This is a genomic window from Pseudomonas sp. FP215, from assembly GCF_030687795.1.
Classification (GTDB): Bacteria; Pseudomonadota; Gammaproteobacteria; order Pseudomonadales; family Pseudomonadaceae; genus Aquipseudomonas; species Aquipseudomonas salmasensis.
The window spans coordinates 6099124-6119055 of the sequence record NZ_CP117447.1; the positions used below are offsets into that span (position 1 = coordinate 6099124).

Here is a 19932-nt window from a genome sequence, read left to right on the forward strand (position 1 = left end):
TGCTCGCGAAGATCCCATAGGCACCGCGCTTATCCAGAATGCCCGCGTTATCGTTAGCGACCTTCGCGAGCAAGCTCGCTCCTACAGGAGTGCAAAAAAAACCGCCGCGTCCCGAAGGAGGCGGCGGTTTTTTAGGGACCCGGTAAGGCTTAGTAAGCCAGGCCGAAGTCTTCTTCTTTCATGTCCATCAGGTTGTTGGCGCCCGACAGCATGGTTGCCACGTGGGTGCGGGTACGCGGCAGGATGCGCTGGAAGTAGAAACGCGCAGTCTGCAACTTGGCGGTGTAGAACGCCTCTTCGCTGGTGCCGGCGGCCAGTTTCTCGGCAGCCAGGCGCGCCATGTCGGCCCAGAAATAAGCCAGGCAGGCGTAGCCGGAGTACATCAGGTAGTCCACCGAGGCGGCGCCGACTTCTTCGCGGTCTTTCATCGCGGCCATGCCGACCTTCATGGTCAACTCGCCCCACTCTTTGTTCAGTGCCGCCAGCGGTGCAACGAACTCTTTGACCGCGTCGTTACCTTCGTTGGCCTGGCAGAACTTGTGCACGATCTTGGTGAAGCCCTTGAGCGCTTCGCCTTGGGTCATCAGCACTTTACGGCCGAGCAGGTCCAGCGCCTGGATGCCGGTGGTGCCTTCGTACAGCATCGAAATGCGGCTGTCGCGAACGTTCTGCTCCATGCCCCACTCAGCGATAAAGCCGTGGCCACCGTAGATCTGCACGCCGTGGTTGGCCGATTCAAAACCGACTTCGGTCATGAACGCCTTGGCGATTGGAGTCATGAAGGCCAGCAGGGCATCGGCCTGCTTCTTGGCTTCGTCGTCGGTGCCGTACTTGACGATGTCCACTTGCTTGGCGGTGAAGTACACCATCGCACGGTTACCTTCGGCGAAGGCTTTCATGGTCAGCAGCATGCGGCGTACGTCAGGGTGCACGATGATCGGGTCAGCGGCTTTGTCCGGTGCTTTCGGGCCGGTCAGGGAGCGCATTTGCAGGCGATCACGCGCATATTTCAAGCCGCCCTGGAAGCCGATCTCGGCGTGAGCCAGGCCTTGCAGCGCGGTGCCCAGGCGAGCGGTGTTCATAAAGGTGAACATGCAGTTCAGGCCTTTGTTCGCCGGGCCGATCAGGAAACCGGTGGCCGCGTCGAAGTTCATCACGCAGGTGGCGTTGCCGTGGATGCCCATCTTGTGTTCCAGGGAACCACAGGTGACCGCGTTGCGCTCGCCCACCGAGCCATCGGCATTGGGCAGGAACTTGGGCACGATAAACAGCGAAATGCCTTTGGTGCCGGCCGGTGCGTCCGGCAGGCGGGCCAGTACGATGTGGACGATGTTGTCGGCCATGTCGTGTTCGCCGGCCGAGATGAAGATCTTGGTACCGGAGACTTTGTAGGAACCGTCAGCCTGAGGCTCGGCCTTGGTGCGCAGCATACCCAGGTCGGTGCCGCAGTGTGGCTCGGTCAGGCACATGGTGCCGGTCCATTCGCCCGACACCAGCTTGGTCAGGTAAGCGTCTTGCTGCTCGGGGGTGCCGTGCTCGGAAATGGTGTTCATCGCGCCATGGGACAGGCCAGGGTACATGCCCCACGACCAGTTGGCTTCGCCGACCATTTCGCTCACAGCCAGGCCCAGGGATTCCGGCAGGCCTTGGCCACCGTGCTCCACGTCGTGGGCCAGGCTTGGCCAGCCGCCTTCGACGAATTGTTTGTAGGCTTCTTTGAAGCCCGCTGGGGTCTTAACGCCTGACTCACTCCAGGTACACCCTTCGATGTCGCCCACGCGGTTCAACGGTGCCAGTACTTGCTCACAGAACTTGGCGCCTTCTTCGAGGATGGCGTCGACCATGTCCGGGGTAGCGTCCTGGCAAGCCGGCAGGCTCTGATAGTGCGCTTCATAACCGAGCAGTTCGTCACGAACGAAGCGAATATCACGCAAGGGGGCCTTGTAGTCAGGCATAGCGATAAACCTCTGCTGATGTAGCTGGGATGAACAACCGCGTGGATTTGTTATGGCGGTCAAACAGGTGTTTGAAACATACGTTTACGACCCAGGGTTGTCAAGCGTCGGCCAGATGCCGTTTGTCTTGACGCGGGTCAGCGTCAGGCACGGCAAGGCCTGCGGCGGGATGCCTCATGATTTAAGAAAAAGCAGAATGTCGCCGAACGACTGTGGGAGCTGGCTTGCCTGCGATGCAGACGCCAGGGTGTATCAGGCAGTACGCGTTAATGCTATCGCAGGCAAGCCATCTCCCACAGAAGAGCGGGCGTGCGATTAGAGACGTTAAGCGTAGGTATCGATCAACGTACCGAGCATTTCATCCGAAGCCTTGGCGACTTTCGCCCCCAGCTCGACTTGAAACTTGCCCTGGGCCATTTCCACCATGTTGCTCGCCGAGTTGGACGCTTGGGCACGGTCATTGGCTTGCAGGCGGTCGCTTTGCGCGGCCGATGGCTGGGTGGTCGCGGCGCTGGCAATCTTGCCGGCCGCCTGGTCGACGCGGTTCTGCCCGGTCTGAATGGTGCTCAGGCCCGAATAAAACGCGCTGCTTCCAGAGATGTCCATGGCGTAAGCCTGCCTTTGAGAAAATCGTGAAGCCCGATTGAACCAGACATCCTGGCAAAAGGCCCGTCAAAAACACTAATGGCATATTGCCTTAGCGATAGCCAAAATCAGTCAAGCAGGTCCAGCTCCAAGTACTCGGCCACCGCGGCAGCCCCGGCGTGCTTGAGTTTCGGCACTCGCCCCAGGCAAGGCGCTGGCAGGCGCTCAGCCAGGGTGGCGAGGTTTTCTTCCAGACGAGAGGTCTTGGGGTCGATTATGTTTGCCACCCAACCCGCCAGCGGCAAGCCGTCCCGTGCGATGGCTTCGGCGGTGAGCAACGCGTGGCTGATGCACCCCAGGCGCACGCCCACCACCAGGATCACCGGCAGCTTGAGCGCCATGGCCAGGTCCGACAGGTTGGCCTGGTCGGCCAAGGGCACGCGCCAACCGCCCGCCCCTTCGATCAAGGTGAAGTCCGCGCCCCGTGCCAGGATCTGCTGCATCGGCTTGAGCAGCGATTGCACCGTGAGCCCGACGCCCGCCTCGCGCGCCGCCAGATGCGGCGCGATAGCCGGCTCGAAGGCCACCGGGTTGACCTCGGCATAACTGAGCGGTACGGAACACTCGGCCAGCAACGCCAAGGCATCGGCATTGCGCAGGCCCTGGGCCGTCAGTTGGCAACCCGACGCCACCGGCTTGCCGGCGGCCGTGCTTTTGCCGGCGAGCCTGGCGGCATGCAACAGGCCGGCGGCGATAGTGGTCTTGCCGACGTCCGTGTCTGTTCCGGTGATGAAGTACGCGGCGCTCATAGCGGTTTCTCCAGTACGGCATACACCACTTGGTACGTGGCGGGCAGGCCCTGGGCCTGGCGGAACTGCTCGTAGGCCTCTACCAGCGCGACAATCCGCGCACGGCCCGTCAACCCTCCCGGGCGGCCTGGGTTGAGGTTATGGGCGCCCAATGCTTTGAGCTCATGGGTCAGGCTGCGCACATCCGGGTAATGCAACACATGGGGCTGTCGCTCCAGGCTGATCACGCGCAGACCACTGGCCGCACACAGTTGCTGATAAGCCTCGAAGGTGCGGAAGCGATTGACGTGGACCAGGCCGTCCGCCGCCCGCCAACTTTCGCGCAACTCATCCAAGGTGCCTACGCACAGGCTGGCAAAGGCCAGCACGCCACCTGGTCGCAGCACACGCTGGGCTTCGCTGAGCACCGCATCAAAGTGGGCACACCACTGCACCGCGAGGCTGGAGAAGAGCAGCTCGAAGCTGTCCGCTGCAAGCGGCAAGCGTTCTGCATCACCGGCTATAAAGTGCGCAGCGCCACCCAGTGGACGCGCGTGGTTGAGCATGCCCTCGGCAATATCCAACGCCACACCCTGGCTGCCGGGCAAACGCTCGCCCAATACCCGGCTGAAGTAACCCGTGCCACAGCCCATGTCCAGCCAACGCTGGGGCACCAGCCCGTGCGGCAAGCGGCTGAGCAGTGTATGCCCGACAGCACGCTGCAACTCGGCGACGCTGTCGTAACTGGCCGCCGCACGGGAGAACGAGGCCGCGACCTGGCGCTTGTCCGGCAAGCCCCCAGGCAAGGGCGGGTGGGATAGGTCAGTCATCAACACACTCATGCAAAAAAGCCTGGATAGCCCCGGCGACTCCGTGAGGGTCTTCCAGAAGAAACGCGTGACCGGCCTGTTCAATCAGGCCGATTTCCACATCGGGGAGCAAGGCCAGCAGGTCACTGGCGGCTTCGGCAGGCACCAGCTCATCCAGGCCGGCAAACAGGTGCAACTGTGGGCCGCGAAAAGCCTGCAAGGCCGCCCGCGTATCCAGTTGGGCCAGCAGTTCCAGGCCGGGCATCAACACGCTGGGGGAGGTATTCGGCGCGCCGCTGACCAATAAGCGCGACAAGCCGCGTGGGTCTTCGGCACCCTTGGCGCACAACAGGCCAAAACGCTTGAGCGTGACTTGGGAATCAGCATGACAGCCGGCCAAGAATGCATCGAAGGTTTCGGCAGGCATCCCGTGAGGCCAGCCATCATGAGCGACGAAGCACGGGTTGCTCGCCAGGGTAAGCAAGCCGCAGCACCGCTCGCCACGGCGCGCCGCCAACTCGGACGCGAGCATGCCGCCCAGCGACCAGCCCCCGAGCCAGGCGTTGTCCGGCAGCGTCGCATCGAGTTCGTCGAGCCATTCACCGAGCTCGCTGGCCTCAAGCGCCGGCAAGGGTTCGATCTGTACCTGCAAGTGCTCGTTCAGGCCGTGCAGCGCAGCGGCCAACGGCTCCAGCGGTGACACACCCAGGCCCCAGCCCGGTAGCAATATCAGTCGATTACGCATTGCCAGGCTCCGAGTCGCCTAATAAGCGAAAACACGCTTGCAACCCTTCTAACAATAGCTGTACCTGCGCCTCGCTGTGGGCCGCCGTCAATGTCACCCGCAGACGGGCACTGCCGGCCGGCACCGTCGGCGGGCGAATGGCGGTCACCATCAGGCCGCGCTCGCGCAGCATCTGCGACAGGCGCAGTGCCCGGGCGCTGTCGCCAATCAGGATCGGCTGGATCGGCGTAAAGCTGTCCATCAACGCCAGGCCTATCTGCTCGGCGCCATGGCGGAACTGGCGAATCAACGCGTTGAGGTGCTCGCGTCGCCAATGTTCGCTGCGCAGCAGTTCCAGGCTTTTGAGGGTGGCGCAGGCCAGGGCCGGTGGCTGGCTGGTGGTGTAGATATAGGGGCGGGCGAATTGGATCAGGCTCTCGATCAAGTCCTCACTGCCAGCCACAAAAGCCCCGGCGGTGCCGAACGCTTTGCCCAAGGTGCCAACCAGCACGGGCACGTCGTCCTGGCTCAAGCCAAAATGCTCGACGATACCGCCGCCGTTGGCGCCCAGCGGGCCGAAGCCATGGGCGTCATCCACCATCAGCCAGGCCCCTTTGGCCCGGGTTTCACGGGCCAGCGCGGGCAGGTCGGCGAGGTCGCCGTCCATACTGAACACACCGTCGGTGACCACCAAGGTATTGCCGGTGGCTTTCTCCAGGCGCTTGGCCAGGCTGCCCGCGTCGTTATGCAGGTAGCGGTTGAAACGCGCACCGGACAGCAAACCGGCATCCAGCAAAGACGCGTGGTTAAGCCGGTCTTCCAATACCGTATCGCCCTGCCTCACCAGCGCCGTGACCGCGCCGAGGTTGGCCATGTAGCCGGTGGTGAACAGCAAGGCACGCGGACGACCGGTCAAGTCAGCCAGGGCTTCTTCCAGCTCATGGTGCGGCGTGGCGTGGCCCACCACCAAATGCGAAGCGCCACCGCCCACGCCCCAACGGGACGCACCGGCGCGCCAGGCTTCGATCACTTGCGGGTGACTGGCAAGGCCCAGGTAATCGTTATTGCAGAAGGCCAACAACGGTTGCCCGTCCACCACCACCTGCGGGCCTTGGGGGCTCTGCAGCAAGGGGCGCTGACGGTAAAGATGGTCGGCACGGCGGGCAGCGAGGCGCGCGGCGAGATCGAAAGACATGCTGGCCTCGATTTAACAGGTTCAACTGGGTCCAATGGGGGAGCTGGAATGCATTCCAAAGGTGGTTACACCACAGCGTTGTAGAACTGCTCGCTGCTCTTTTGCTCCACCAACGCCTGCTCGATCGCCGCCTGGTGCACTTCGTCGGCATGCTCTTCACGGGCTTCGGGCAGGATGCCCAGGCGTGCGAACAGTTGCATGTCTTTGTCAGCCTGGGGGTTGGCGGTGGTCAGCAGTTTGTCGCCGTAGAAGATCGAGTTGGCGCCGGCAAAAAACGCCAGGGCCTGCATCTGCTCGTTCATGGCTTCGCGGCCGGCCGACAGGCGCACGTGGGACTGCGGCATCAGGATGCGCGCCACCGCCAGCATGCGGATGAAATCGAAGGGGTCGATGTCATCGGCGTTTTCCAACGGCGTACCCGCTACCTTCACCAGCATATTGATCGGCACCGATTCCGGATGCTCCGGCAGGTTGGCCAGTTGGATCAGCAAGTTGGCGCGGTCGTCGAGAGACTCGCCCATGCCGAGGATGCCGCCCGAGCAGATCTTCATCCCCGACTCACGCACGTACGCCAGGGTTTGCAGGCGCTCGCTGTAGGTGCGGGTGGTGATGATCGAGCCGTAGAACTCAGGCGACGTATCGAGGTTGTGGTTGTAGTAGTCCAGGCCGGCCTGGGCCAGGGCTTCGGTCTGGTCCTGGTCGAGGCGACCAAGGGTCATGCAGGTTTCCAGGCCCATGGCCTTCACGCCTTTGACCATTTCCAGCACATAGGGCATGTCTTTGGCCGATGGATGTTTCCACGCCGCGCCCATGCAGAAACGCGTCGAACCGATGGCCTTGGCGCGAGCGGCCTCCTCGAGGACCTTCTGCACCTCCATCAGCTTCTCTTTTTCCAGGCCAGTGTTGTAGTGGCCTGACTGCGGACAATATTTGCAATCTTCCGGGCAGGCGCCGGTCTTGATCGACAACAGGGTCGACACCTGCACGCGGTTGGCGTCGAAATGCGCGCGGTGCACGGTCTGCGCCTGGAACAACAGGTCGTTGAAGGGCTGCACGAACAGGGCTTTGACTTCAGCTAAAGACCAATCGTGACGCAGGGTGGCAGAGGTGCTGGCGCTCATGGGCGATTCCTTGATTATGCTTTGGCAAGCGCTGTGGGAAGGGCAATACCCACAGGCACGACACGGATGCTCGGCATATTTAAGGAAGATCCATGCACTGTCAACCCAAGTACAAACACCAGGTTTACATCTGGTTAAAAAACATACAACCCTGTTTGATTTGCGATGAGTGCACCGAATCGGCCGAGGCCGTGTGCAGCGCCTGCGAAACGCAACTGCCATGGCTGATGGAGCAATGCGAGCGCTGCGCCCTGCCCTTGCCCATGGATGGGTTGATCTGCGGCCAGTGCCAAAAACAGCCTACGGCCTTTCACCAAGTGGTCGCGCCATGGACCTACAGCTTTCCTGTAGACACCCTGATCAGCCGCTTCAAGCATCAGGCGCGTTGGCCGCTGGGGCACCTGTTGGCGCGCCTGCTGGGGCAGCACTTGCAACATCGCCTCGATAACGCCGAACTGGAGCGCCCCGACTGCCTGCTGCCCGTGCCCATGGCGCGTAAACGCCTGCGCGAACGCGGCTTTAATCAAGCGTTGATGCTGGCCCGCTGGCTCAGTCACGCCCTCGACATTCCCGTTGATGAACATGCGCTGCTGCGCCCCCACGAAACCGTGGCGCAGCAAGACCTCGATGCCAAGACCCGCAAACGCAACCTGCTCAACGCCTTCGCCCTGGCTCCCGGCATCCAGGTTGCCGGGCAACATCTGGCGCTGGTAGACGACGTCCTCACCACCGGCGCCACGGCCCACAGCCTGGCGCGCTTGTTGATAAATGCCGGCGCCCGCCAGGTGGACGTGTATTGCCTGGCCCGTACGCCCAAACCCGGCAGCTGACTTGACTCCCCCGCGCCAGCGCGGCAACGTCGGCGCATCTCACCCAAGCGTATCTGCCATGTCTGTGCCCAGCCCTCTCAACCAACACATCATCCGCCGCCCCCAGCGTATCGCCTTGCTGGGGCATATCGCCGAGCAGGGTTCCATCACCCGTGCGGCCAAGAGTGCCGGGTTGAGTTACAAGGCCGCCTGGGACGCCATCGATGAACTGAACAACCTGGCGCAAAAACCGCTGGTGCAACGCAGCGTCGGCGGCAAGGGCGGTGGCGGCGCCAAACTGACGCAAGAAGGTGAGCGGGTGCTGCGCCTTTATCAGCGCCTGCAACTGCTACAGGCCGAGATCCTTGGCTCGGACGAAGCGGCCAGCGACTTCAACCTGCTGGGCCGCTTGATGCTGCGCACCAGCGCGCGCAACCAATTGCACGGCCAGGTCAGCGCCATAGAGAGCCATGGCCACAACGACATGATCCGCCTGCAACTGGCCGGCGGCCTGCACCTCGACGCACAGATCACCCACGACAGCACCCTGCGCCTGGAACTGCAGACTGGCGTGGAAGTGGTCGCGCTGATCAAGGCCGGATGGCTGGAATTGCTGGCGGACGGGCAAACCGAAACACTTGGACACAATTGCATGAGCGGAGTGATCGAGACCATTCTCGCCGCCGAAGACGGCCCCAGCGAGGTGCGTATCGCCCTGCCCAACGGCCAAGTGTTGTGCGCACTGGCGCAGCCCGTCGCACTCAAGGCCATCGACGCAGCGCAGGGCCAGCCGATCCGCGTGCAGTTTGCACCCAGCCATGTGTTGCTCGGCACCCCGGTGTAACGGGCCCGCGTCTTCAAGCTGCAACAATTCGGTCACAAGCGCTGCTTAAGGTGTCTGCAAAAACCTTAAAGGAGCCTGTGATGAGCCTATTAGAAGAACACCAAGCCACCGACCTTGAACAGATGGTGGGCCTGACCCGCCGTCGCTTTATCGGCGCAGGCGCCTTGTGCGGCGCCGCGATGTTCCTCGGCGGTAACCTGCTGAGCCGTAGCGCCCTGGCGGTGAATGCCGCTTCCGCCAGCCCGCTGCTGGGGTTCACCAGCATCGCCGCCGCCACCAGCGACACCATCACCCTGCCACCGGGCTACAGCGCTTCGGTGCTGATCAGCTGGGGCCAGCCCCTGCACAAGAACGCCCCAGCCTTCGACCCGACCGGCCATGGCACCGCCAAGGCCCAGGAACAACAGTTCGGCGACAACAATGACGGCATGAGCCTGTTCCCATTCCCTGGCGACGACAACCGCGCGCTGATGGCGATCAACAACGAATACACCAACTACCGTTACCTCTTCGCTCACGGCGGCGCGCCGCAATCCGCCGAAGACGTGCGCAAGGCCCTGGCCAGCGAAGGCGTGTCGGTGATCGAAGTACGGCGCCAGGGTGACACCTGGCAGTTCGTCCAGGACTCGCGCTACAACCGGCGCATCCACGGCAATTCACCGCTCCGCTTGAGCGGCCCTGCTGCCGGCCATGATTGGCTGAAAACCAGCGCCGACAAGACCGGCAAAAAAGTCCTCGGCACGTTCCAGAACTGCGCTAACGGCAAGACTCCGTGGGGCACCTATTTGACCTGCGAAGAAAACTTCACCGATTGCTTTGGCAGCAGCAACCCGCAGCAAACCTTCGACGCCGGGCAGAAGCGCTACGGCGTGGTGGCCGCCAGCAAGGACATCAACTGGCATCAGCACGACCCGCGCTTTGACATGGCCAAGAACCCCAACGAACTCAATCGCCATGGCTGGGTGGTGGAAATCGACCCGTTCGATCCGCAATCCACCCCGGTAAAACGCACGGCCCTGGGGCGCTTCAAGCACGAGAACGCAGCCCTCGCCGAAACCCGTGACGGCCGCGCCGTGGTGTACATGGGCGACGATGAACGCGGTGAGTTCATCTACAAGTTCGTCAGCCGCGATCAGATCAACCACAACAATCCGAAGGCCAACAAAGACCTGCTCGACCACGGCACCTTGTACGTGGCGATCTTCGACGCGGGCGACGGCAACGCCGACCACCCCAAGGGCAAAGGCCAGTGGGTTGAACTCACCCATGGCAAAAACGGCATCGACGCCAGCAGCGGTTTCGCCAACCAGGCCGAGGTGTTGATTCACGCGCGCCTGGCCGCCAGCGTGGTGAAAGCCACACGCATGGACCGCCCGGAATGGATCGTGGTCAGCCCCACCGACGGCCAGGTCTATTGCACCCTGACCAACAACGCCAAGCGCGGCGAAGAGGGCCAGCCGGTGGGCGGCCCCAACCCACGGGAGAAAAACGTCTACGGCCAGATCCTGCGCTGGAAAGCCGACGCCGATAACCACGGTGCCACGGACTTCACCTGGGACCTGTTCGTGGTGGCCGGCAACCCCGGCGTACATGCCGGCAACCCCAAGGGTGGTTCGTCCAACATCAACCCGCAAAACATGTTCAACAGCCCCGACGGCCTGGGCTTCGACAAAGCCGGGCGCCTGTGGATCCTCACCGATGGCGACTACAGCAACGCCGGCGACTTTGCGGGCATGGGCAATAACCAGATGCTGTGTGCCGACCCGAGCACCGGTGAGATCCGTCGTTTCATGGTGGGGCCGGTGGCGTGTGAGGTGACGGGGATCAGTTTTTCGCCGGACCAGAAGACGCTGTTCGTGGGCATTCAACACCCAGGGGAAACCGGTGGTTCGACCTGGCCGGAACACCTGCCCAACGGCAAGCCGCGTTCCTCGGTGATGGCGATTCGGCGGGATGACGGCGGGATCGTAGGCGCCTGACACACCGCTATCCCTGTAGGAGCGGGCTTGCCCGCGAAGACCGTCAACGATAACGCGGGGAACCTGACTCCCCGCGCCGCTCTCTGGTTTTTCGCGAGCAAGCTCGCTCCTACAGCGTTACCATACCCGGCCGGACGCGGCGCCCTGCTGCGCGCAGGAGTTCGCATGGCCCACCCGTTTGAAACACTCACCCCAGACCTGGTGCTCGACGCCGTCGAAAGCATCGGTTTCCTCAGCGACGCGCGGGTTCTGGCGCTCAACAGCTACGAAAACCGCGTGTACCAAGTGGGCATCGAAGACGCCGAACCGCTGATTGCCAAGTTCTATCGCCCCCAGCGCTGGACCAACGAGGCGATCCTGGAAGAACACCGCTTCACCTTCGAACTGGCCGAATGCGACGTACCGGTGGTCGCCCCGTTGGTCCACAACGGCGAGAGCCTGTTCGAACATGCAGGTTTCCGCTTCACCCTGTTCCCCCGCCGTGGCGGCCGCGCGCCGGAGCCTGGCAACCTCGATCAGCTTTATCGGCTTGGGCAACTGCTCGGGCGTTTGCACGCGGTGGGCTCCACCCGCCCGTTCGAACACCGCGAAGCCCTGGGGGTGAAGAATTTCGGTCATGACTCCCTTACCACCCTGCTTGAAGGCAACTTCATTCCCAAGAGCCTGCTGCCGGCTTATGAATCCGTAGCCCGCGACCTGCTCAAGCGTGTGGAAGAGGTTTACAAGGCCACCCCGCACAAGAACATCCGCATGCACGGCGATTGCCACCCCGGCAACATGATGTGCCGCGACGAGATGTTCCATATCGTCGACCTGGACGACTGCCGCATGGGCCCGGCGGTGCAAGACCTGTGGATGATGCTGGCGGGCGACCGCCAGGAATGCCTGGGCCAGCTCTCGGAGCTGATGGATGGCTACCAGGAATTCCACGACTTCGACCCCCGCGAACTGGCGCTGATCGAACCGCTGCGCGCCCTGCGCCTGATGCACTACAGCGCCTGGCTGGCGCGACGCTGGGACGACCCCGCCTTCCCCCATAGCTTTCCGTGGTTTGGCAGCGAGCGGTATTGGGGTGACCAAGTGCTGGCATTGCGCGAGCAACTGTCGGCGCTCAATGAAGAACCGCTGAAGCTCTTCTGAACGCGTTCCATGATCGCGCCCACGCTCTGCGTGGGCGCGCATCCTGTGACGCTCCGCGTCACGATTTAAGAGCAGACACAGAGCGTCCAAGGCGGCGTTACCACGCAGAGCGTGGGAACGAGCGTTGTCTGACAAATATCCTTACAATTGCGCTTTGTTAGCTGCCTAAGCAAGGATTCTGCAATGCAAGCCGCCAACCCTCGCAAGGGGTACATCCTGGGCCTGAGCGCCTATGTCATCTGGGGTCTGTTCCCGCTCTACTTCAAAGCCATCGCCAGCGTGCCCGCCGCCGAGATCATCGTGCACCGCGTGTTGTGGTCGGCGCTGTTCGGTGGGCTGTTGCTGCTGGTGTGGAAACATCCCGGCTGGTTCCGCGAGCTGCGCGACAACCCCAAGCGCCTGGCGATCCTGGCCCTCAGTGGTTCGTTGATCGCCGCTAACTGGCTGACCTATGTGTGGTCGGTGAACACCGGGCGCATGCTCGAAGCGAGCCTGGGTTACTACATCAACCCGCTGGTAAATGTGCTGCTGGGCATGCTGATCCTCGGCGAGCGCCTGCGCCGTTTGCAATGGGTGGCTGTCGGGTTGGCTGCGGCGGGTGTGGCGCAGCAGGTGTGGCAGGTCGGTAGCCTGCCGTGGGTGTCGCTGGCGCTGGCGCTGACGTTCGGTTTCTACGGTTTGATCCGCAAGCAGGCGCCGGTCAAGGCGCTGCCAGGGCTGGTGGTGGAAACTTGGATGCTGGTACCCATTGCCATCGCCTGGTTGCTGTTCAACCCGAGTGCCCACAGCGCGCAACTGGCATTCTGGAGCACCTCCGAAGCCTGGTGGCTGGTGGCCGCAGGCCCGGTGACGCTGATTCCCCTGGTGTGCTTCAACGCCGCTGCACGGCATTTGCCCTACACCGCCCTGGGCTTTTTGCAGTATGTGGCGCCGACGCTGGTGTTGCTCGAAGCCGTGCTGTTGTTCGGTGAACACCTGGCACCGAGCACGCTGATTGCCTTCGCCTTTATCTGGGCCGGGCTGGTGGTGTACAGCCTGGATGCCTGGCTGACCGTGCGCAAACGCTGATCAAATAACGTACAAACCTCTGCAAGCCACAGCTTTCGTGGCTTGCAGCGTTCCACCCCAAGGTTATCCACAACCTGATCCCCGCCATTTGTGCACAAGCCCTTGAAACTGCTCGTTTTTTGCTCAACTTGCGCAAACGCCCAGCCGGCGCGGCCTAGGGTCGGGTCTCTACAGGTTATCCACAGGCCCATGCAAGATTTCGATGCATAACCTTGTGGATCGTTATTCCTCCTGACGCAGCTCCACCATCAAGTCATCGGCCAAGGTTTCCAAAGCCTCTTGCAAGGTTTCCAGCGACAGCGTGGCCGGCACTTGCAGCAACGCCTCGGCGTTGAACAGCGGATCACCACTCATGGGCGCCGGGCGCACATCGGTGCTCAGGCGTTCCAGGTTGACGCCCTGCTGGCTCAACAGCGCGGTGATCTCACGCACGATGCCCGAGCGGTCATTGCCCACCAGGGTCATCAGGATCGGCTTGGACGCCGATGCCTGGCCGCTGCTGCCCTCACCCACCAACACGCGAATGCCGTGGGTGGATAAATCCTCCAGCGCCCCCACCAATGCCTGGCGCTGCTCGCTCGGCACGCTGACCCGCAGGATCCCGGCAAACTGCCCGGCCATGTGTGCCATGCGGCTTTCCAGCCAGTTGCCACCATGGCTGGCAATGTTCTGCGCGATGCGTTCAACCAGGCCGGGTTTGTCGGCGGCGATAATAGTGAGTACAAGATGGTCCATGGCGCAGTCCCTCGGTTGGTTGATCCTCGATTATAGACAGGCCGCGTTTATCCAGAAGGTCTGCGTGATCGTTAACGACCATCGCAGGCAAGCCAGCTCCCACAGACAAATCGTGTACCATTTTGATATTTATCTGGAACAATCCAATAGTTTTTTGAGAACATTCGGTTCTCCGCTGTGACCGTACGACCAAAGTGGGTCGCTAAACGACGTATTTAGTCTAATTTTCACAACCGCAAGTCATCATGTAGTATGCCCAACCGTGCACTACATAATGAAAATCTGAAAAAGCGCATAAGCTCCGCAGAGTGAGGCAAGCAATGACTGAACACGTTCAAGTCGGTGGCCTGCAGGTCGCCAAAGTCCTGTTCGACTTCGTGAATAACGAAGCCATTCCCGGTACCGGCATCACTGCCGACCAGTTCTGGGCCGGTGCCGACAAGGTCATCCATGACCTGGCCCCGAAGAACAAAGCCCTACTCGCCAAACGCGACGACTTCCAGGCGCGGATCGATACCTGGCACCAGACCCACGCAGGCCAGGCCCATGACCCGGTGGCCTACAAAGCCTTCCTGCAAGACATCGGCTACCTGCTGCCAGAAGCCCCAGACTTTGAGGCCTCGACCCAAAACGTCGATGACGAGATCGCACGTATGGCCGGCCCACAGCTGGTCGTGCCGGTGATGAATGCCCGCTTCGCCCTCAATGCCTCGAATGCGCGCTGGGGCTCGCTGTACGACGCGCTGTATGGCACCGACGCCATCAGCGAAGCCAACGGCGCCGAGAAAGGCAAGGGCTACAACAAAGTGCGTGGCGACAAGGTGATTGCCTTCGCCCGCGCCTTCCTCGACGAAGCCGCACCGCTCAGCGCCGGCAGCCACGTCGATTCCACCGGCTACAAGATCGTCGATGGCAAGCTGATCGTCAGCCTCAAAGGCGGCAGCAACAGCGGCCTGCGTGACGATGCCCAGTTGATCGGCTTCCAGGGCCCTGCGGCCGAGCCGATTGCAATCTTGCTCAAGCACAATGGCCTGCACTTCGAAATCCAGATCGACGCCAGCACCCCAGTCGGCCAGACCGACGCTGCCGGCGTCAAAGACGTGCTGATGGAAGCCGCGCTGACCACCATCATGGACTGCGAAGACTCCGTGGCGGCTGTGGACGCCGACGACAAAGTGGTGATCTACCGCAACTGGCTCGGCCTGATGAAGGGCGACCTGGCCGAAGAAGTGGCCAAGGGCGGCCAGACCTTCACCCGCACCATGAACCCTGACCGCGTCTACACCGGCGTGGATGGCAGCGACGTGACCCTGCACGGCCGTTCGCTGTTGTTCGTGCGCAACGTTGGCCACTTGATGACCATCGATGCGATCCTCGATAAAGACGGCAACGAAGTACCGGAAGGTATTCTTGACGGCCTGATCACCAGCCTGGCGGCGATCCACAGCCTCAACGGCAACAACACCCGCAAGAACAGCCGCACCGGTTCGGTGTACATCGTGAAACCGAAGATGCACGGCCCGGAAGAAGCCGCGTTCACCAACGAACTGTTCGGCCGCATCGAAGAGGTGCTGAACCTGGCGCGCAACACCCTCAAGGTCGGGATCATGGACGAGGAGCGCCGCACCACGGTCAACCTCAAGGCCTGCATCAAGGCGGCCAGCGAGCGTGTGGTGTTTATCAACACCGGTTTCCTCGACCGCACCGGCGATGAAATCCACACCTCCATGGAAGCCGGCGCGATGGTGCGCAAGGCGGCCATGAAGGCAGAAAAATGGATCGGCGCCTATGAGAACTGGAACGTCGATATCGGCCTGAGCACTGGCCTGCAAGGTCGTGCACAGATCGGCAAAGGCATGTGGGCCATGCCCGACCTGATGGCGGCGATGCTCGAACAGAAAATCGCTCACCCACTGGCCGGCGCCAACACCGCCTGGGTACCGTCGCCGACCGCCGCGGCCCTGCATGCGTTGCATTACCACAAGGTTGATGTGTTCGCCCGCCAGGCCGAGCTGGCCAAGCGCGAACGCGCTTCGGTGGACGATATCCTCACCATTCCTTTGGCCAGCAATACCGATTGGTCCGAGGAAGAAATCCGCAACGAACTGGACAACAACGCCCAAGGCATCCTCGGCTATGTAGTGCGCTGGATCGACCAGGGTGTGGGCTGCTCCAAGGTGCCGGACATCAACGATGTCGGCCTGATGGAAGACCGCGCCACCCTGCGTATTTCCAGCCAGCACATCGCCAACTGGCTGCGCCACGGCATCGTCAACGAAGCTCAAGTGATGGAAAGCCTCAAGCGCATGGCGCCGGTGGTAGACCGTCAGAATGCCGGGGATGCGTTGTACCGCCCACTGGCTCCGGATTTCGACAGCAACATCGCGTTCCAGGCAGCGGTGGAGTTGGTGATTGAAGGGACCAAGCAGCCCAATGGCTATACCGAGCCGGTGTTGCACCGCAGGCGTCGGGAGTTCAAGGCCAAGAACGGCCTGTAATGGTAGGAGCGAGCTTGCTCGCGAAAAACGTCAACGATAACGCAGGCACCTTGGACAAACTCGGTGCCTGTGCATTCTTCGCGAGCAAGCTCGCTCCTACAGATGCAAAAAAGCCCTGATCGAAAGATCGGGGCTTTTTAATTGAAACTACTTTTTCTTGCCCCAAGGGTGTCTGTGCGGCTTCTGCGGTTGCTTGGGAGAAAGGGTTTTTTCATTTCCTTCAGGCATTGCGATGCCCAACTCCCGCTTCACCAGCTTCGCCAACTTCACGCTATCAATCGGCTTGAGCAAGAAATCCACCACGCTCAAATGCATCGCATCAATCACATCCGGGGCTTCCGCGTCGCCAGACATGATGATGATCGGCAACGCCGCACGGGTGGACTCACGCACCTGGCGGATCAATTCCAGGCCATTGCTGGGCGCCATGCGCAGGTCGGTGATCAACAAACCGATGGAACTGTGCGTCTTCAACAACTCCCACGCTGCCTCGCCACTTTCGGCTGTCATGCAGCGAATACCGTCGAGCCCAAGGATTTCCGCCAACAGTTCACGCGCGTCCTTGTCGTCGTCCACGATCAATACGCGTTGGGGGGGTAAATCGGGCTCCAGCATCACGGCGCTCAGCGCCTCGCGCTCGGCATCACTCAAAATATCGTGGTCGGACATACGTTTCTCAGCAGTTCTCATCAATCTCCCAGCACACTCGTCAGACATCTGCGGAAGGGCGATCAATGTGCACTTCGTCGGAAAGTTTGCCTAGTGGGCGTTCTACGGGTTTTGGACGATTGTCATGTAAGGTTTTTCCCTAGTTTTGCGCGGTATTCCTCGACCTAGACTTACGTCCAATGGGCACCCACCGCGCAGGAGTCGACCATGCAGCACGATAACGACAAAAACACTGCGGTCACTGTTATGAGTAAAGCTGATGCATTCGCACAGGCGGGTAAAACCGCGGTGTTGCAGAACATCCACGGCACCCTGCAATTCCTGCAACGCTTCCCGCCGTTCAACCAGATGGAACAAGCGCACCTGGCCTTCCTGGTGGAACAGTGCCAGCTGCGTTTCTACGGCCCTGGCGACAGCATCCTCAAACCGTCGGGCGGCCCGGTCGAGCATTTTTATATCGTCAAGCAGGGGCGGGTCGTGGGTGAGCGCCCAGACTCGGCAGACACTACCTTTGAAATCGCCACCGGCGAATGCTTCCCCCTCGCCGCCTTGCTGGGTGAACGCGCGACCCGCACAGAACACAAAGCCGCTGAAGACACCTTTTGCCTGCAATTGAACAAGCCGGCCTTTATCAAGCTGTTCGCGCTGTCCAGCCCGTTTCGTGATTTCGCCTTGCGCGGGGTCAGCAGCCTGCTCGACCAGGTCAACCAGCAGGTACAGCAAAAAGCCGTGGAAACCCTCGGCACCCAATACTCCTTGAATACCCGCCTGGGTGAATTGGCCATGCGCCACCCGGTCACCTGCAGCCCGCACACGCCGTTGCGTGAAGCGGTGACCTTGATGCACGAACAGCAGGTCGGCAGCATTGTGATCGTCAACGAACACAAGGCGCCCTTGGGCATCTTCACCCTGCGCGATCTGCGCCAGGTGGTCGCCGACGGCACCAGCGACTTCAGCCAGAGCATTGCCGGGCACATGACCCAGGCACCGTTTTACTTGAGCCCGGAGCACAGCGCGTTCGACGCGGCCATCGCCATGACCGAGCGGCATATCGCCCATGTGTGCCTGGTGCAAGATCAGCGCTTGTGTGGCGTGGTCTCCGAGCGTGACTTGTTCTCCTTGCAGCGCGTGGACCTGGTGCACCTGGCCCGCACCATCCGCAACGCGCCCCGGGTGGAAAACCTGGTGGCGATTCGCGGTGAAATCGGCCAGTTGGTGGAGCGCATGCTCGCCCATGGCGCCTCATCCACCCAGATCACCCACATCATTACGCTGCTCAACGACCACACCGTGTGCCGGGTGATCGAGCTGACCCTCGCGGAAAAAGGCGACCCCGGCGTGCCCTTCAGTTGGCTGTGTTTTGGCAGCGAAGGCCGTCGCGAGCAAACGCTGTACACCGACCAGGACAACGGCATCCTGTTCGAGGCCAAGGACGCCGTCGAAGCCGCCGACTTTCGTGGCCGCTTGCTGCCCCTGGCGCAGCACATCAACCAAAGCTTGGCGCTGTGCGGCTTCAGCCTGTGCAAGGGCAATATCATGGCCGGCAACCCCGAGCTGTGCTTGTCCCGCGTGGAGTGGGCGCGGCGCTTCGGCGCGTTCATTCGTGAGGCGACGCCGGAAAACCTGCTGGGCTCAAGCATCTATTTTGACTTGCGCGTGGTGTGGGGCGACGAGCGCGGTTGCGAGCAACTGCGCCAGGGCATTCTCGATCAGGTGGCGGATAACCGCTTGTTCCAACGTATGTTGGCCGAGAACGCACTGCTGCGCCGCCCGCCGGTGGGGCGTTTTCGCGAGTTTGTGCTGACCCGCAAAAATGGCGAAAAAGCCACCCTCGACCTCAAGGTGCAGGGCCTTACGCCCTTTGTAGACGGCGCGCGCCTGTTGGCGCTGGCCAATGGCATCCACGCCAACAACACCCTGGAACGCCTGCGCCAATTGGTGGACAAGGCCGTGATCGAGCCCCTGGATGGCGCCGCTTATGAAGAGGCCTACCACTTTATCCAGCAGACCCGTATGCAGCAGCATCAATTGCAGACCCGCGAGAACCTGCCCTATTCCAACCGCGTCGACCCCGACAGCCTCAACCACCTCGACAGGCGCATCCTGCGTGAGTCCCTGCGCCAGGCCCAACGCCTGCAAAGCAGCCTGAGCTTGCGGTATCAGCTGTGAGTTTGTTTGGCTGGCTGCGCGCCAAAAAACCCGGGCTCAGCACCGCGCAACAGCAGCGCCTGGAGCAGTTACCCAAGCCCGCCGAGCTGGGCAACGGCCCAATGCGCAGCCAGCGCTGGGTGGTGGTGGACCTGGAAACCAGCGGCCTGAACCTTCACCGCGACCAGGTGCTGTCCATCGGCGCCGTGGTCATCGAAGACGGTGCGGTGGATTTTTCCCAGCTGTTCGAACGCACGCTGCAACGCACCGACACCAAGCTCAGCCCCAGTGTGCTGATCCACGGGCTGGGGCCCAGTGCAATCGCCGCCGGCAGCGACCCGGCCGAGGCGTTGCTGGATTTCATGGCGTTCGTGGGCGACAGCCCTCTGCTGGCCTTTCATGCGCCGTTTGATCAACACATGCTGTGCCGGGCGCTCAAGGACAGCCTGGGGTATCGCCTGGCCCACCCATTCCTGGATGTGGCAGACCTGGCTCCGCTGTTGTGCCCTGAGGCGCACATTCGCGAGGCCGGGCTGGATGATTGGCTCAACCACTTCAGGCTACAGGCCGGCGAACGCCATCACGCCAGCGCCGATGCATTGGCGACGGCGGAGCTGATGCTGATCCTGTTCAGCCGGGCGCGGCAGCAACAGATCGACACGCCCCAGGCGCTGCAAGCGCGTTTGGCCCAATGGAAACGGCGCAAACAGTCCCCTTCCCTTTAACGCTTCGCGCCCGACGCGGAGCATCGCGGGATGCATTCCCACGCAGAGCGTGGGGACGATCTCCCGACAGACGCCAATTGCGCCCACCCCACGCCTCTGCGACAATCGCGAATAATTCTCGTTAGTTTAAACCTCTTGTT

The 19932-nt window shown here is 61.9% G+C and carries 16 protein-coding genes and 1 pseudogene; 8 read left to right on the forward strand and 9 right to left on the reverse strand.

Annotated elements, in window-relative coordinates; genetic code table 11:
- Positions 1-149 precede the first annotated feature (149 nt).
- From PSH76_RS27720 to bioB, 7 genes are all read right to left on the reverse strand, one after another.
- Entirely contained in the window at positions 150-1955 is a 1806-nt protein-coding gene (locus tag PSH76_RS27720; protein WP_014720204.1) for a phenylacyl-CoA dehydrogenase, read from the reverse strand.
- 324 nt (positions 1956-2279) lie between these two features.
- Positions 2280-2561 (reverse strand): hypothetical protein, encoded by a 282-nt coding sequence (locus PSH76_RS27725; protein WP_020302162.1) that lies wholly within the window; start codon positions 2559-2561, stop codon positions 2280-2282.
- A 107-nt stretch (positions 2562-2668) separates the two neighbouring features.
- Entirely contained in the window at positions 2669-3349 is a 681-nt protein-coding gene (gene bioD / locus PSH76_RS27730; RefSeq protein ID WP_032895002.1) for a dethiobiotin synthase, read from the reverse strand.
- Positions 3346-4158, reverse strand: coding sequence for a malonyl-ACP O-methyltransferase BioC (bioC, locus tag PSH76_RS27735; protein ID WP_305493257.1), 813 nt, complete (start codon positions 4156-4158; stop codon positions 3346-3348). Before bioC ends, bioD begins: the two co-directional genes overlap by 4 nt.
- Complete coding sequence (locus tag PSH76_RS27740; RefSeq protein WP_032894997.1) at positions 4151-4882, reverse strand: alpha/beta fold hydrolase; 732 nt, start codon at positions 4880-4882, stop codon at positions 4151-4153. The genes bioC and PSH76_RS27740 overlap by 8 nt, the downstream gene beginning before the upstream one ends.
- Positions 4875-6056 (reverse strand): 8-amino-7-oxononanoate synthase, encoded by a 1182-nt coding sequence (gene bioF / locus PSH76_RS27745; RefSeq protein WP_305493258.1) that lies wholly within the window; start codon positions 6054-6056, stop codon positions 4875-4877. Before bioF ends, PSH76_RS27740 begins: the two co-directional genes overlap by 8 nt.
- Positions 6057-6121: 65 nt before the next feature.
- Entirely contained in the window at positions 6122-7177 is a 1056-nt protein-coding gene (gene bioB, locus PSH76_RS27750; protein ID WP_032894995.1) for a biotin synthase BioB, read from the reverse strand.
- Positions 7178-7269: 92 nt separating this feature from the next.
- On the opposite strand from bioB, the gene PSH76_RS27755 reads away from it, so the two are divergent.
- The 5 genes from PSH76_RS27755 (at position 7270) to rarD (ending at position 13017) form a co-directional block, all read left to right on the forward strand.
- Complete coding sequence (locus PSH76_RS27755; protein ID WP_305493259.1) at positions 7270-8007, forward strand: ComF family protein; 738 nt, start codon at positions 7270-7272, stop codon at positions 8005-8007.
- Positions 8008-8065: 58 nt separating this feature from the next.
- The gene (locus PSH76_RS27760) at positions 8066-8830 is read left to right on the forward strand and encodes a TOBE domain-containing protein (RefSeq protein WP_305493260.1); all 765 of its coding nucleotides are present in this window, start codon (positions 8066-8068) and stop codon (positions 8828-8830) included.
- 80 nt (positions 8831-8910) lie between these two features.
- Positions 8911-10809, forward strand: a complete 1899-nt coding sequence (locus tag PSH76_RS27765; protein ID WP_305493261.1) for a PhoX family phosphatase — start codon at positions 8911-8913, stop codon at positions 10807-10809.
- A 165-nt stretch (positions 10810-10974) separates the two neighbouring features.
- Positions 10975-11949 carry a serine/threonine protein kinase gene (locus PSH76_RS27770; RefSeq protein WP_003194811.1) on the forward strand — a complete coding sequence of 325 codons (975 nt, stop codon included), beginning with the start codon at positions 10975-10977 and terminating at the stop codon, positions 11947-11949.
- Positions 11950-12132: 183 nt separating this feature from the next.
- Positions 12133-13017, forward strand: coding sequence for an EamA family transporter RarD (gene rarD / locus PSH76_RS27775; RefSeq protein WP_305493262.1), 885 nt, complete (start codon positions 12133-12135; stop codon positions 13015-13017).
- Between the two features lie 222 nt (positions 13018-13239).
- Here rarD and PSH76_RS27780 read toward each other — a convergent pair whose 3' ends face one another.
- Entirely contained in the window at positions 13240-13752 is a 513-nt protein-coding gene (locus PSH76_RS27780; RefSeq protein WP_003194815.1) for a glycine cleavage system protein R, read from the reverse strand.
- Between the two features lie 320 nt (positions 13753-14072).
- Between PSH76_RS27780 and PSH76_RS27785 the strand changes: the two genes are divergently transcribed.
- Positions 14073-16250 carry a malate synthase G gene (locus PSH76_RS27785; RefSeq protein ID WP_305493263.1) on the forward strand — a complete coding sequence of 726 codons (2178 nt, stop codon included), beginning with the start codon at positions 14073-14075 and terminating at the stop codon, positions 16248-16250.
- 231 nt (positions 16251-16481) lie between these two features.
- Here PSH76_RS27785 and PSH76_RS27795 read toward each other — a convergent pair.
- A pseudogene (locus PSH76_RS27795) lies at positions 16482-16919 on the reverse strand (response regulator); the annotation flags it as partial.
- A gap of 246 nt (positions 16920-17165) precedes the next feature.
- Between PSH76_RS27795 and PSH76_RS27800 the strand changes: the two are divergent.
- Together PSH76_RS27800 and PSH76_RS27805 are read left to right on the forward strand one after the other, a co-directional pair.
- On the forward strand, positions 17166-19088 hold the full coding sequence (locus PSH76_RS27800; RefSeq protein ID WP_098952599.1) for a putative nucleotidyltransferase substrate binding domain-containing protein: 1923 nt from the start codon (positions 17166-17168) through the stop codon (positions 19086-19088).
- Positions 19085-19792 (forward strand): PolC-type DNA polymerase III, encoded by a 708-nt coding sequence (locus tag PSH76_RS27805; RefSeq protein WP_305493264.1) that lies wholly within the window; start codon positions 19085-19087, stop codon positions 19790-19792. Before PSH76_RS27800 ends, PSH76_RS27805 begins: the two co-directional genes overlap by 4 nt.
- Positions 19793-19932: the final 140 nt, after the last annotated feature.

Coding starts and splice junctions, on each gene's coding strand:
- PSH76_RS27765 (WP_305493261.1), top strand. CDS start 8,911: ATGAGCCTATTAGAAGAACACCAAGCCACCGACCTTGAACAGATGGTG.
- bioF (WP_305493258.1), bottom strand. CDS start 6,056: ATGTCTTTCGATCTCGCCGCGCGCCTCGCTGCCCGCCGTGCCGACCAT.
- PSH76_RS27785 (WP_305493263.1), top strand. CDS start 14,073: ATGACTGAACACGTTCAAGTCGGTGGCCTGCAGGTCGCCAAAGTCCTG.
- PSH76_RS27780 (WP_003194815.1), bottom strand. CDS start 13,752: ATGGACCATCTTGTACTCACTATTATCGCCGCCGACAAACCCGGCCTG.
- bioD (WP_032895002.1), bottom strand. CDS start 3,349: ATGAGCGCCGCGTACTTCATCACCGGAACAGACACGGACGTCGGCAAG.
- PSH76_RS27720 (WP_014720204.1), bottom strand. CDS start 1,955: ATGCCTGACTACAAGGCCCCCTTGCGTGATATTCGCTTCGTTCGTGAC.
- bioC (WP_305493257.1), bottom strand. CDS start 4,158: ATGACTGACCTATCCCACCCGCCCTTGCCTGGGGGCTTGCCGGACAAG.
- PSH76_RS27755 (WP_305493259.1), top strand. CDS start 7,270: ATGCACTGTCAACCCAAGTACAAACACCAGGTTTACATCTGGTTAAAA.
- PSH76_RS27725 (WP_020302162.1), bottom strand. CDS start 2,561: ATGGACATCTCTGGAAGCAGCGCGTTTTATTCGGGCCTGAGCACCATT.
- PSH76_RS27760 (WP_305493260.1), top strand. CDS start 8,066: ATGTCTGTGCCCAGCCCTCTCAACCAACACATCATCCGCCGCCCCCAG.
- PSH76_RS27770 (WP_003194811.1), top strand. CDS start 10,975: ATGGCCCACCCGTTTGAAACACTCACCCCAGACCTGGTGCTCGACGCC.
- rarD (WP_305493262.1), top strand. CDS start 12,133: ATGCAAGCCGCCAACCCTCGCAAGGGGTACATCCTGGGCCTGAGCGCC.
- PSH76_RS27740 (WP_032894997.1), bottom strand. CDS start 4,882: ATGCGTAATCGACTGATATTGCTACCGGGCTGGGGCCTGGGTGTGTCA.
- PSH76_RS27800 (WP_098952599.1), top strand. CDS start 17,166: ATGAGTAAAGCTGATGCATTCGCACAGGCGGGTAAAACCGCGGTGTTG.
- bioB (WP_032894995.1), bottom strand. CDS start 7,177: ATGAGCGCCAGCACCTCTGCCACCCTGCGTCACGATTGGTCTTTAGCT.